At 72.5% G+C, this 13602-nt stretch carries 10 protein-coding genes; 2 read left to right on the top strand and 8 right to left on the bottom strand.

The window, feature by feature from the left end; translation table 11 throughout:
• Nucleotides 1–5: 5 nt before the first annotated feature.
• Nucleotides 6–3038 carry a PD40 domain-containing protein gene (locus tag IPH07_31500; GenBank protein MBK6921965.1) on the top strand — a complete coding sequence of 1011 codons (3033 nt, stop codon included), beginning with the start codon at nt 6–8 and terminating at the stop codon, nt 3036–3038.
• A gap of 3 nt (nt 3039–3041) precedes the next feature.
• Here the strand turns inward: IPH07_31500 and IPH07_31495 are convergent, their stop codons facing one another.
• The 6 genes from IPH07_31495 to IPH07_31470 form a co-directional block, all read right to left on the bottom strand.
• Nucleotides 3042–6701: a protein kinase gene (locus IPH07_31495; GenBank protein ID MBK6921964.1), complete on the bottom strand. Its 3660-nt coding sequence runs from the start codon at nt 6699–6701 to the stop codon at nt 3042–3044.
• A 67-nt stretch (nt 6702–6768) separates the two neighbouring features.
• Nucleotides 6769–7713: a hypothetical protein gene (locus tag IPH07_31490; protein ID MBK6921963.1), complete on the bottom strand. Its 945-nt coding sequence runs from the start codon at nt 7711–7713 to the stop codon at nt 6769–6771.
• Between the two features lie 154 nt (nt 7714–7867).
• A complete protein-coding gene (gene tatC / locus IPH07_31485) occupies nt 7868–8749 on the bottom strand; it encodes a twin-arginine translocase subunit TatC (protein ID MBK6921962.1) in 882 nt (293 codons plus the stop codon).
• Between the two features lie 46 nt (nt 8750–8795).
• Entirely contained in the window at nt 8796–9359 is a 564-nt protein-coding gene (locus IPH07_31480; protein ID MBK6921961.1) for a hypothetical protein, read from the bottom strand.
• 253 nt (nt 9360–9612) lie between these two features.
• Nucleotides 9613–10074, bottom strand: a complete 462-nt coding sequence (locus IPH07_31475) for an NUDIX domain-containing protein (protein MBK6921960.1) — start codon at nt 10072–10074, stop codon at nt 9613–9615.
• Between the two features lie 17 nt (nt 10075–10091).
• Nucleotides 10092–11426 (bottom strand): cellulase family glycosylhydrolase, encoded by a 1335-nt coding sequence (locus IPH07_31470; GenBank protein MBK6921959.1) that lies wholly within the window; start codon nt 11424–11426, stop codon nt 10092–10094.
• A gap of 179 nt (nt 11427–11605) precedes the next feature.
• On the opposite strand from IPH07_31470, the gene IPH07_31465 reads away from it, so the two are divergent.
• Nucleotides 11606–12274 (top strand): hypothetical protein, encoded by a 669-nt coding sequence (locus IPH07_31465; GenBank protein MBK6921958.1) that lies wholly within the window; start codon nt 11606–11608, stop codon nt 12272–12274.
• A gap of 12 nt (nt 12275–12286) precedes the next feature.
• Here IPH07_31465 and IPH07_31460 read toward each other — a convergent pair whose 3' ends face one another.
• Nucleotides 12287–13195, bottom strand: a complete 909-nt coding sequence (locus IPH07_31460; protein ID MBK6921957.1) for a hypothetical protein — start codon at nt 13193–13195, stop codon at nt 12287–12289.
• Nucleotides 13188–13565: a GntR family transcriptional regulator gene (locus IPH07_31455; GenBank protein ID MBK6921956.1), complete on the bottom strand. Its 378-nt coding sequence runs from the start codon at nt 13563–13565 to the stop codon at nt 13188–13190. Before IPH07_31455 ends, IPH07_31460 begins: the two co-directional genes overlap by 8 nt.
• Nucleotides 13566–13602: the final 37 nt, after the last annotated feature.

Here is a 13602-nt window from a genome sequence, read left to right as displayed (position 1 = left end):
CTTCGTTGAACGCGCGCGTCCGCCTTCCACTGCAGATCGGCACCACGAGCCTCGTCAGCATGGCCCGGGGAGCCTCGCTGCTGGTGCCGGGCGTGTTGTTCGTGCCCGTCGGGTTGGTGCTCGGCGGCGCGATCGCGTGGTACGGCGGCGACGAGACCTCGATCGGCATCGGCCTGTTCGTCATGGGCGTGCCGCTGCTGTTCGTGGTGTTCGCGATCGGACAGCTGCTGACGGTGCTGCGCGCGCGACCGAGCGACATCGTGCTCGATGCCGAGGGCGTGCGTGTCGAGGGCGGGGTGCACGGCGGCGTCGCGGTGCCGTGGTCGCAGCTGCAGGGTGACGCGTGTCGGCTCGAGAGCAGCACCGATCACGCGCTGACGGCGGGCGACATCCTCGCTGCCAACTGGTCGGAGCACGAGCGCAGCGGCGCGGCGATCGTGCACCTGGTGGTGTTGCGGGGCGATGAGCGGCTCGTGCTCGCCGAGGCCACGACCGCAGACGAGCGGGCTTCGTTGGCGACGTTGTTCGAGTCGATCCGCGCCGGGCGAGGCGAGCTCGCCGATGACGATGCGGGCGAGGCGAGCGACGTCGAGTTGGTGCGTTGCGCCGGCTGTGGTGCGGCGGTGATGCCGACCACTGCCGAGCGCATCGCCTGTCATCGCTGCCGCACCGAGGTCGAGGTGCCCGAGCGCCTGCGCGTGCGCGTGCGCGCCGGTGATGCGCTGGTGAAGGCGCGCAGCCGCATCGATCGCACGGTGGCGTCGCTGCTCGAGCAACCGGGCGCGCTGCGGACCAATCTCGGCTTCGTGGTCGGTGGCACCGCGATGGTGCTGGCGTGGCCCGGCGCGATCGCAGCAGCGGTGTGGCTATACCGGCAGGACAATCTCGCGGCGCTGCGGGTTCTCGCGCTGCTGGTGTTTCCGCTGGCGCTCATCGCCGGTCTGTTCGTGCTGCTGCGGGCGACGCTGGTCGACCGCGTGGCGCTGCGCCTGCTGACGCTCGACTTCGGGGCCCGCGACCCGCGGCGGCCCGGTGATCCCTTTGGCTGCCGTGCGTGCGGCGGGCCGCTCCCGCCGGTCGAGCAGGCGGTGCTGGTGCGCTGCGTCTACTGCGATGCCGACAACGTGCTCGGGCTCGACCTGCGGGCCCGGGCCGGTCGCAGCGACGCGACCGCGTCCTCGCTCGACGACGCGATCGCGGCGCGGGCGCGCGAGCGTCGGCGCTGGCGCTGGCGCCTGCTGCCCGCGGTGGTGCTGACCGCCGCTGGCGCGTGGTTGTCGTGGATGGCGGTGCGGCCGCTGCCGCGCAGCCACACCCTCACGGCGGTGGGCGCCGAGGGTGAGCCGGTGCGCGTGACGACCTCGGCGATCGACGAGCACGAGCCCGAGCTGTCCCCCGACGGCATGCGGGTGGCGTTGCTCGAGGGGCACGATCCGGTGGTGGTCGCGACCGTCGATCGCGACGGAGGTGGCGCGCGGCGTCGCAGCGGCGGCGGCGATGCGGTGGTGTGGGCGGCCGACGGCGCGTTGATCGTGCTGCACGACGAGGGGCTGTCGCGACGCGAGCAGGGCCACGCCGAGGGTGAGGCATCGGGCAGCGACTTCGCGACGCGGGTCGGTCGCCCGCTGCAACAGATCGCGGGTGCGGACCCATACGCGGTCACGCTGGTGGGCACGCCGAGCCTGGTCGGTCGCGCCGACTGGGCCGCGCTCGGCACCCGCGAGGTGCCGCCGCGCTTCGACGGTGTGGTTCCCGGTCGCGACGCCAGCCTCTCACCCGACGGCACCCAGCTCGCATGGCTGCGCAGCGGTGTCGAGGGCGACGCGCTCGTGACGACGGTGATCGGCAGCGCCGAGGTCACGGTGTGGCTCGACGATCCGCGACCGAAGTCGAGCCCGCGGTTTTCACCCGACGGTGCGCGGGTGGTGCTGGCGATCGACGAGGGGAGCGCCGATGCGCCGCGCCGAAACCTGTGGTTGGTCGACCTGCGCGATGGCGCCGCGGCAGCGCTGACCTCGGGCGACGCGGACGCGTGCGAGCCGTCGTGGGGCCACGATGGCTGGGTCTACTTCGCGGCCCACGCCTATCAGCGCTACGACATCTTCCGGGTGCAACCGGCCGCGCCGGCGGTCGCCGGCGTGGTGAAGGCACCCGCGCTGCAGCCGTTGCTCGCCGCCGGCGAGGCGGCCCACGCACTGATGCGCGAAACCTCGTCGCAGTGGCACGAGCACGATCCGGTGCTCTCGGCCGATGCACGCGCGCTGGCGTGGTTCGAGTCGTGGTCGCGCGGCGCCGACGACGAACACGTGGGCATGCACGTGCGGTGGCGGAGCCTGCCCGACGGCGCGCCGATGTGGCTGCGACGCTACGCGACCCAACCGACGCCGCAGGACTGGGCGCGCACGCCCGCGTGGATGCCGGGCGGTGATGCACTGGTGTACGTGCAGGCCGACGAGATCGCGTTGTTGCAGCGCGTCGCGCTCGCCGCGGGCGCGAGCGAGGCCGAGACCATCGCGGCCGTGCGCGCACCCGAGCAGGGCGTCGGCTTCAACCTCACCAACCCGCGGGTGTCCCCCGATGGTCGCAACATCGCCGTGCAGCGTCGTGCCGGCGCCGATGCGCCGTGGGAGCTCGTCGTGGTCGGGCCCGATGCCCAGCTGACGTCACTCGGTGTCGGCGCGCGGCCGGTGTGGAGCGCCGACGGTCGCGAGCTGGCGTTCATCCGTCGCGAGCACGATCGCGGCGTGGTCCACGTCGCCATGAGTACGCACCTGGACGGACCCACGAAGGTGGTCTCGCCGCCGACCCTCGACGTGCTGGGCCACGCGCGCGACGGGCAGGGCCGCTGGATCTTCGAGCACGTCACCGGCCCCGGCACCGCCGACCTCGTGCGCGTCGATGATGATCACCGCGTGCAGGCGATTACGGTCGGCACCGCCGACACCGGACGGCCCATGCCGGCGCCCGACGGCACGCTGTACTTCAGCTCGAACGCGGCCGGGCAGTACGATCTCTGGCGCGCGCGTCTGCGCGAGTGATCATCACTGCGTGCTGCGCTCACCGTCGCCCAGCTGCAGCGTCGCGTCGTCGAGGCTGCGGCTGGCCGACGGCGCCACATCGGCGCCGCGCATGCGGCCGCGCGCCATGAGGATGGGATTGCGCGTGGTCGCGTACAGCAGCGCGGCCTGATCGGTGTGTCGTCGCTCGCGTTCGGCGTCACCGCGCGCCGCCGCCAGAACCGCGAGCGCCTCGTGGACCGCGCCGCACAGCGCGGGACTGCCGGTGCCCTCGGCCTGACCCAGCAGCCGCTCGAGCAGCGCCGCGGCCTCGTCGTGGCGATCGCACTGCACCAGCGCGCGCGCGTGGGCGGTGTCGATGCGCACGAGGTACGAGCGCTTGCCCTCGACGTCGAGCCGCGTGCGGCAGCTCTGCGCGGCGGTGATGGCCTCGTGCGGGCGCGCGGCGTCGAGCAGCGCGTCGACCAACGCGCCCTCGGCGACGGCGGCGAACAACAGGTCATCGGGTCCCAGGCGGGCCAGCAGCGGACGCAGCAGCTCGATCGCCGCCGACGGATCGCGGCGGGCGCGGGCGTACTCGGCCCGCGCGATCACCAGGAACGGCTCGAAGTGGGGCTCGTGGACGACGCGCCGCTCGAGCTCGTCGATGGTCCGCTTGAGCCCGAGCACGTCGCCGACCCAGCCGTAGGCGATGGGCGTGAGCCACAGTAGCTGCGAGGTGAACACCCAGGCGTTGCCGAGCTGCACCAAGCCGACCTCGGCGCGCGCGGAGTGTTCGCGCGCGAGCTCGTCCTCGCCGCGCAAGCGATGGAACAGCACTGGTGCGAGCTGCGACCCCACCGTGAAGAACTGCAGGCCGAGCTCCGCGAGCGCGGCCAGGCTGTTGCGGAAGCCGGGGTCTTGGTTGCCGGCCTGCACCGAGCAGCGCATGTACAGCGCGGTGCCGGTGGCCATGCGGCGGTCGATCTCCGGCAGCGGCGTGCGACGGTCGTCCCGCGCGAGCGCGATGATCTCGTCGACGTTGGCGTCGAGCGAGCGCCAGCGACCATCGGCGATCAGCACGAAGTTCTCGACCATGAGGTACGCGGCCCGCGGTACGCGGCCGTGCAGCCCGCGCAGCGGCGCGAGCAGGGCCGCCACGCGGCGCAGCTGCGGCTTGGCGAACGACAGCGAATGCACGCTCGCGGTGTAGTTGGTCATCGCGACCATGCGCGCCATCGCCACGCGGGGATGCTCGCGCGCGCGTCGAGCGAACGCCCAGCGCAGCCACGCCCAGGCCAGCGCCAGCACCAGCGCGAGCTTGGCCCCGAAGAGGCCCATCAGGCGCCGGGCGAGCGCGAGGCCGCTGTCGCGGTCCATCTCGGCGAGCGCGTCGTCGGCGTGGCGCAGCAGTACGTCGCGATCGCCGAGCACGCCGGCGCGCATCAACATGTGCTGCAGATCGACACAGCGCAGGCGCGCGTCGGGTTGCTCGCGCCACACCTCGAGGGCGGCCTCGAGCGGTGCGATCGCGTCGTGGAACGACTGCGATTCGTAGAGCCGTCGTCCCGCGCGCTCGAGCAGCGCCGCCGCACGGGCGCGCTCGCCGGCCGCGAGCCAGTGCTGCCCGATGCGCAGCTCGAGCTCGGGACGCTGCGGGCGCTCGGCGTCGAGCAGCCGTGCGGCGCGGGCATGCAGCTCGCGGCGGCGTGCGGGCGCGAGCCGCCGCAACAACGCCAGTCGCATTTCTTCGTGGCAGGGCTCGAGCCCGGCGTCGTCGCCGACGAGGATCTGGCGGTAGACCAGCGCGTCGACGGCCGCGAACACGGCGGCCTCGTCGACGGTGTCGTCGTCGTCGGCCGCGGCAGCCATCCACGCGTCGATCGAGGCTCGCATGCCCAGCACCGCCACGAACTCGGCGATGCGCCGCGCGAGCTCCGGCAGCGCCTCGATGCGTTCCTCCATCGCGGCGGCCATGCCCTGGGGCGGCGCGAGGTCGACCAGCTCGCCGGTCACCCACAGACCCTCGGCGTAGCGGATGACGCCGTGATCGACCAGCTGGCGCACCAGCTCCATCGTGTGCGTGGGATGACCGCCGGCGCGCTGGTGCAGCCACGCGGCGATGCGATCGGCGTCGTGGATCTCGCCGAACACCGCGTCGACCAGGGCGCGCACGCCGTCGGGCGCGAGCTCCCGCAGCTGCAGCACCAGCGCTGCCTCGCGGAACGACGCGATGGCATCGCCCGCCGCGGCGGCGGTGTCGCTGCGGCAGGTCGCGACCACGGCGATCGGCACCGCGTCGCAGGCGTGGGCGAGTGCGGCGAGGGTCGCTGCCGAGGCCTCGTCGCACGCGTGCAGATCGTCGACGAGCAACAGCAGCGGGCGCGCCCGTGCGATGTCCATGAAGTAGGCCAGCAGCGCCCGCTGGGTCCGCAGGCGCTCCTCGGCGGCGTCGAACTCGCCGCTGGTGGTGGTCCAAGGCCACGCGTCCGAAGAGCCGGGTGCTCGCGGGAGGATGCGACCGACCAGCGCGGCGTGCTCGGCCGCAGCGCGCTCGGCCGCCAGCGGCGCGACGGTGACGAAGCGGCGCACGAGTCGGCGCACGAGCGCGTAGGGCTCCGAGCTGCCGGCGTCGACCTGGGTGCGCAGCACCAGTGCGCCGCCGAGCTGCCCGAGCCACGCGACCTCCTGCAGCAGGCGCGAGCGACCGAGGCCGGCGGCGCCCTCGATCAGCACCGCGCCGCCCTCGGCGTGCTCGAGCGCGTCGACCTCGGCGCGCAGCTGCGCGAGCTCGTCGTCGCGCCCCACGAGCGCCGCGCTGTTGAGCCAGCCGCGGGCCACCTCGAGCTCCGGCTCGGGCGCGAGGCTACCGATCGCATCGAGCCGATCGATGACCTCGGCGGCGCTGCGCGGACGCTGGCTGGGGTCGAGCGCGATGAGGCCGGTGATGAGCTCCTCGAGCGCCGGCGGGAGCTCGAATGCATCGGCGGGTCGCAGCGCCCGCGGTCGCGGCGGCGCCACCCGCCACGCGCACTCGAGCTCGTCGACCGTGCTGGCCTCGTAGGGATGGCGCCCGGTGAACATCCAATACGCCAGCGTGCCGAGCCCGAAGAGATCGGCGCGGCCGTCGAGCGGTGCGCCTCGGACCCCCTCGGGCGCCATCGAGGTGGGCGTGCCAGCGATCTCGCCGACGGTGCCGACCGCCGCGAGGATGCCGAAGTCGATCAGCTTGGCGCGGCCGTCGCTCGTGCAGCGGACGTTGCGGGGCTTGAGATCGCGGTGCACCAGCCGCCGTGCGTGGAGGTATGCCAGCGCCGACGCCAGATCCCGCAGGATGCGAACGCCGGTGTCGAGATCGATGTCGGCGACGTCGCGCAGGTCGCGACCGTCGAGCAGCTCCATCGTGTAGTACGGCGATCCGGCGTCGAGTCCGAAGTCGTAGACCTGCACGATCCGCGGGTGCTGCAGCCCGGCGACGACGTGGAACTCACGACGGAACCACCGCTGTGCGCGCTGCAGCCGTGCGCCGTCGACCTTGGCCAGCGCCAGCATCTTGAGCGCCACCGGCCGCCGCGCGGTGGTGTCCCACGCGCGGCAGACGGTGCCCATCGCACCGTGGCCGATCTCCGACTCGATGCGATAGCGGCCGTCGATGGTGCGCAGCGACGCGGAGGGCTCGGCATGCGGCGATGCGAGCGGCTCCATCGCGAGCCAACGCTACCAGGGCGTTGGTGGCTCCGCTAGTTGGTGGCCCGGGGGGCGGCGCGCGGGGTCACTTGGGCGCGTCGGCCTTGGCGTCGGCCTTGGCGTCGTCCTTCTTGGCGTCGTCCTTCTTGGTGGCGTCGGCCTTGGCGTCGTCCTTCTTGGTGGCGTCGGCCTTCTCGTCGACCTTGGCGTCTGCCTTCGCGTCTGGCTTCTCGTCGACCTTGGCGTCGACCTTGGCGTCGGCCTTCTCGTCGACCTTGGCGTCTGCCTTCTCGTCTGGCTTCTCGTCGACCTTGGCGTCGGCGGCCCCGGGATTCCCCGGGCCGTCGTAGCAGCACATCACGCCGGGGTTGCGATCGCTGGCGACCGCACCGCAGCCCTCGCTGGTGCCGATCGAGATCTTGGTCTTGCCCTTCCAGACCGCGTCCTTGCACTTGCCCGACTTGCAATCGTTGCCGCAGCACACCGGCTCGGAGCCGAGGCCGGACTGCACGCACGGCAGCAGCGCGTCCTTCTTGATGACGGGACAGGGGTTGATCTCGTCGGTCGGCGAGTGGCTCATCGCGGCGTTGAAGCGGCCGGGCCCGGCGTTGTCGCACTCCTTGGGCGTGGTGTGATCGACGAGGTCGCTGCCCTTGCCATCGGCGCCGCAGACGTGCCAGCCGGTCGCACACAGATCCGCCGGCACGGCACACTTCTCGCCGTCGTCACCACAGGGCTTGCCGGTGGGCTTGTCCCGCAGGCTCTTGGTCGCGGGCCAGGTGCCCACGCAGCCCGCCACGCGGGGGTTCTTGGTCACGTCGGCGAAGCCCTCGCGCTGGCCGTCGGCGCAGCCGACGACCTTGGGATCGCCCTTGCTGCCCTCGGCGTACTTGTAGTCGGCCGGGCCGGGACGATCACCATCGAAGTAGTCGCCCTCGTAGGGACCCGATCCGCAGGTGCAACCAGCGAACGTCAGCGACGAGACCAGCGAGAACATGCAGGCGAGCGAGCGCCGATGGAACCCAAACATGGGGCGGAGAATAGGCAAGCCCGCGGCCGAGCGAAAGGGGCCACGCGCATTCGCGGGCGCAATGCGGCCCGAGCGGCCCGGATCGACGGCCGGATCGACGGCCGGATCGACGACGCGGCTCCGCGAGCACGGACCACTGCGCAGAGTTTACGGGCTACTCGTCGTCGTCACCCGCGTCGGGGGGCGCCGCCGCGAGCTCGGCCTCGAGGCGCCGCATCGCCTCGACCTGCGGCTTGCTCACGACGTACGCGACCACCACGCTGACGAAGTACAGCGCCGTCATGGGGATACCCATGAGCCAGATCGTCACGGGGTCCGGCGGCGTCAGCACCGCGGACGCGATCGTGATCAACAGGATCGCGATCTTCCAGTGCCGCAGCAGCGTCACGTAGGTGATGATGCCGGCCTTCGACAGGAAGAAGACGGCCAGCGGCATCTCGAACATGATGCCGAAGCCGAACAGCATCTTCATGACGTAGCTGGCGTAGTCCGCGTAGGTGTACGCGGTCTTCACCACCACGTCGCCGAGACCGACGTTCTTCTGCTGCCCGTAGGTCAGGAAGAACTCGGTCGCGATGGGCAGCACGACGTAGTAGCAGAACGCGGCGCCGGCCACGAACATCACCGCGCTGGTGGCCACGAACGGCACGACCAGGCGCTTCTCTTGGTTGTAGAGCCCCGGCGCGATGAACATCCACAGCTGGTAGAACACCACCGGCGCGGCCATGAAGAGGCCGGCGAACAGTGCGACCCAGATGTCGGTGAGGATGACGTCGAGCGCAGCGAGGTTGAGCAGCGTCGGCTGGCCCTCCATGCCGGCGGAGTCCCACGCTTCACCGAATGGGATCCACATGAACGCGGTGATGTGATCGATGAAGGCGTAGGCGATCACCGCGCCCAGCACGAGGGCGATGAACGCACGCGTGATGCGGCGACGCAGCTCCCCGAGGTGATCGAAGAACGACATCGGGGTGTCGCCCTCGGGTCCCTCGGCGAGCCCGTCGGCACCGTTGTTGGTCTGGGTGGGTTCGGCCACGGGTCCTCGACAATCTTCTCGGCGTGCCTCGAACGCTGCGATCGCGTCAGGCGGCGCCCTGATCGACCTTCTCGGCGGCCACCACTGCGGGTGGCGACGGTGGGCTCGCGGGCTCCGGCGCGCCGGGACGCGCGCTGGCGATCGCGCCGGCGGGTGTCGGCGGGTCGCTGGCGGCGGGCTCGCCCGAGGTCCGCGGGGCGCCGTCGTCGTTGGCGCCCGGGGTCGGTGCGCCCTCTCGGGTGCCCGCGCCGTCGGTCGCGGGGGCGCCCTCGGCGGGGGCCAGCTCGGCGCGCTTGCTCTCCTCGGCGGCCTTCACCGTCTTGAGCAGCTTGTTCTGCGCCTTCTGCATCTCCATGCGGGCTTTCATCAGCTCGCGACGGGCGGCCGCCTCGGCGCGCTTGAACTCGTTGGCGCCGCCCTTGAGCATGCCGCGGAGGTCGTGCATCTCCTCCTCGTTCATGATCGCGTCGCGGAACTCGTCGGCGGTGTTGCGCAACGAGCCCCAGAACTTCGCGGCGCTGCGCAGGATCTTCGGCAGCTCGCGCGGTGAGAACAGCATCAGCGCGAGGACGGCGATGATGATGAACTCTGTCGGTCCGATGCCGAACACCGCCCCACGATAGCAACAAGCGCCGTGCGGGGCGACCTCTGGTCGCGGTGCGCGAGCTTTTCGGGGCCCCAAGGCCCGTGCGAGCGCGGGGGTTGCCGCCCGCAAGTGCCCGCCACGGGCCTCGGGTGGGCTGCGCGCACAGCCGCGATCGTAGGGGTGATCGCGGGCGAGATCGCGGGGCGAACGCGGGCAGGGAGCCGCGGGCGGGCAAGGCGTCGCCGACGCGGCCCCTGCAAGCACCACACGCACCAGGTCAGCGCAGACGCGCCGCGGCGCGCTCGATGAACGCGCCCTGGGCGGCGACCAACTTGCGGATCGCATCGGTGGCGTCGAAGAACGCGAAGCGATCGACCTCGGGGAATTTCTGCGCGCGACCGGAGCCGCGCGGCCACTCGACCTCGAAGGTGTTGCTGCTCAGTCGCGAAGGATTGCAGTCGCCGAAGAAGGCCCACGCGTGGACGATCTTGCCGCCGGCCTGCCGGACCTCGCCGAGCGACTCGAACGGCCCGCTCGGGCGGGCCAGACCGGTCTCCTCGTGGAACTCGCGCAGCGCGGCGGTGAGGTTGTCCTCGCCGGGCTCGACCGCGCCCTTGGGGATGCTCCACACGCCGTCGTCGCGCCGCGTGAAGAATGGACCGCCCGGGTGGGCGAGCAGGAACTGCAGGCCATCGAAGTCGCGACGGACCATGAGCAGTCCTGCACTGACCTTGGGCACGAGCAACCTAGAGCGTATCAGCGACGCAGCACCACGCGCACCGTGCCGCCGGGTTCGGCACGCAGGCGCAGCAGGCCGGTGGATTCGTCGTGATCGGCGTCGGCGCCCTCGACCGTGAGCGCCAGCGGCCGGCCCGCGAGCCACCGCGGCGGTACCACCACCTCGGTTGCGGCATCACCCTCGGCGCGGTAGCGCAGCGTCCACGGCCGCGCGCTGGCGGTCTCGAGCTCGATCGGCGTGCCCGCCAGCGCGCGCGGCCACGGGCGCACCAACGCGGCGGTCCACGGCCGCTCGTCGCCGCCCGGCAGCACGATCGAGGCGTCCTCGTCGTTCCAGTCCTGCGCGGTGGGATTGAAGTGCCACACCGCCCAGCTCGCCCACGCGCGATCGAGCCGCGCGCACTGGTCTTCGATCATCGCCGCGGCGCCGACGATGCCACCGAGCACGCCGAACTCCCCCACGAACAGCGGCCGTCGCCACGCGCTCGCGGTCGCCTTCACCCGCGCGAGCGAGGGTGGGAAGGTCGACAGCCGCGGCACGAAGCGCGACGCCAGGATCGCGGTCGCGTCGTACAGGTGCGGCGCGTACACCAGCGCGTCACCGGTGAGCTCGGCGAGCGCGGTCGGGGCCCCGAACGCGGCCAGCGGCGTGGGTTCGACCAGCAGCAGACGACCCGGCGCCTCGCGGTCGCGCAGCGCGATGCAGTCGCGGTGGAACGCCGACAGCGCGTCGCGCTCGAAGCGGCCGCGCACGAGGTCGCGCAGGCGGCCCATGGGCTCGTTGAAGAGGTCGTAGCCGATGACCGCCGGCTCGTCCGCGAGCGCACGCATGGTGACCGCGACCGCCGCGACGAACGAGCTGCGCACGCCGCCCTGGTCGCGCCAGAACGCGTCGAAGCTGGCGCGTACCCCCGACGAGATGCCGTAGTGCCAGAACCAGCTGCGGCCGTTCGCGCGGCGTCGCCCCGGCCGTGTCGCCCATGCCGGCGCCCCGTCGCCGCCGAAGCTGCGCGAGAACAGGTCCTGGTGGAAGTCGACGATGACGGCGAGGCCGCGCTGCCCGGCGGCGCGCACGAGCTGGGCCACGCGCGCGAGGTAGCCGTGATCGTAGTGGCCGCGCTCGGGCTCGATGGCCTCCCACATCACCAGCAGGCGCACGACGTTCATGCCCCAGTCGGCGAGCACGTCGAACCACGTCGGATCGTCGAAGGGCAGGAACGGCGGCGCCTTGCAGCGACCCGAGACATTGGCGCCGCGCAGCAATCGCAGGCGACCGAGGCGGTCGCGCAGGTTCGTGCCGTCGCACGTCAGGTCGAACGCGGCGGCGTCGACGTGTTCGTGGGGCAGGTCCATCGTCGGCGGCACCGTAGATCGGGCGACGGGCACATCACAACTGCGCCCGCCTTCGGTACGCCGCAGGCGGGGCAGCGACGCGAGCGGTGGTCACCTCCGCATTCGCGCCGCGGATGGTTCGCCGCCCGACGCACGCAGGGGGTCGACATGGTCACCGAGCCCGGCACAAGCTCACACCGATGGCACGCTCGCGCTCGAGTTCCTTCGCGCTCGCGGTGGCTGCGCTCGCCGCCTGCCGTCCGGACTCGCCCACGCCGCCGCGCTCCGAGGCGCCGCGCTCCGAGGCGCCGCGCGCCGCGACGCCGCTCCCGGAGCTGCCGTCCACCGCGGCCTCACCGTCGACGCCGCCAGCGTCGCCAATCTCCGCAACGCCGGCAGCCGCGCCCGCCGCAGGCACACGCCCGCCTTCCCCGTACTGCTCGATGGGGCTCGAGCCGCCGTGTGGCTGCGCCGATCTGGCCGTGTTGGTGTCGCGCACCGACGTGCTGAGCGCGGCGGAGCTCGCATGGGCCGCCGCACAATTCGCCGCGGTCGCAACGACCGCGCTTCCGCGAGCCGCGTCGGCGCGTGCCGTGACCGCGAGCGGTGCGTCGTGCATGGCGCTCACCGGCGGCAAGGTCTACTGCCGCGCCGATCTCGTGGGCACCGCGAAGGGTGAGCTGCCGGTCGCGCTCGCCGTGTCCAACGCGTGCGCACCGTCGGGGCGCTGCGTCGATCTGCGCTTCGAGGTGGCGCGCGTGTGCCCGGCCGAGGGCGGAGCCGTCACCGCGTGGGCCGATGGCAGCGGCTTCTCTGCGCTGTGGGGCCCCGGTGACGCGCGTCCGGTGCCCGGCGGCGGGCCACCATGAGTCGACTCGCGGTCACGCGCTGTGCCAGATCTCCTGCAGCTCGGCGTCGTCGAAGGGCTCGGGCACCACGCCCTCGGTCGCGAACACGTAGAGCGCGCAGCGGTAGATGGTGTCGAGCGTCTGCAGCACCGCGGCGACCACTGCGATCGCGACCACCGCCACCGCCGCCGCAATCGCGAAGCTGGCGACGTGGGTGTCGGGCGTCAGGCCCAGCAGCAGGCACACGCCGACGGTGCCGAGCACCGCGACGATCGCCACTGGCCACAGCACCCAGCCGAGCACCAAGCGCCCGAGGAAGGCCTCTTTCCAGGTCTCGCGCATGATCGTGCCCGAGCGCTGCACCGCCGCCACGCCGCCACGTTGCTCGCGGGCCATCACCGGCACCGCGAGGTAGGTCGCAGCCCACCACGCGGCGCCGAGCAGCTTCGCGGCGAGCGGATGACCTTCGCGACGCGGACGCTTGCCGCCGCGCTCGCGTCGCCCGCCACGCATGCGTGCGAGCAGGGCACCGACCGAGGCATCGAGCACGGCGAACGTCGCGATCGCACCGCTGCGCTGCAGCGCGCAGCCGAGTGCGCCGGCGACGGTCCAGCGGCGACCGGCCAGCGCCTCGAGCGTCGCGCTGGCGGCCGCGACCCCGAAGAACGGCGCCACCAGGTGCAGCCCGAACCACGCGAACAGGCCCATGCCGAGCGTCGCGCGGGTGTCGATGCTGGTCTCCAGCGCGCCGCTGGCCTCGACGCCGAGCGCGAGCACGGCCGCGCGCACGCCCAGCCAGCCCAGCACCGCCGAGGTGGCCACGACCGCCGAGGTCGCGACCGCGATGAACGCCGAGAACCACAGCAGCGCGGGGTCACGGCGCAGGGTCGACCAGGCGGCGCGGAGGATCGCGCGGGTGCGTCGGCGACTCGAGTTAGCCATCGGTGGTTGCCTTTCGGAAGTAGCGCAGGATGTCGCGGGGCGAGAGGCCGTGACGCGCACCGTCACGGATCGCCCGCTCGTAGATGTCGCGCAGGACGTCGTCGCGCGAGCCCTCGGCGGGCTTGCGATCGGGCGCAGGGAAGGTCCCGCGGCCGCGCTTGCCGACGATGTGACCGTCGTGCTCGAGGTCGCGATAGGCGCGGGCCACGGTGTTGGGGTTGATCCCCAGCTGGGCGGCGAGCTCGACGATGGTCGGCAGCTGTTCGTCGCTGCCGAGGCGGCCGCTGGCCAGCGCGCGCGTCACGGCCTCGTAGATCTGCCGATACACCGGCAGACCGCGGTCGTAGTCGAGCTCGACCTCGAACGGCACAGTTACACCATATCACTAGTGTAATGAAGTGCAAGCC

The organism is Deltaproteobacteria bacterium (assembly GCA_016709225.1).
In the GTDB taxonomy this organism is placed as follows: domain Bacteria; phylum Myxococcota_A; class Polyangia; order Nannocystales; family Nannocystaceae; genus Xiheibacterium; species Xiheibacterium phototrophicum.
Note: the sequence above shows the minus strand (reverse complement) of the source record. Positions and strands in the feature narration are given on the sequence as shown.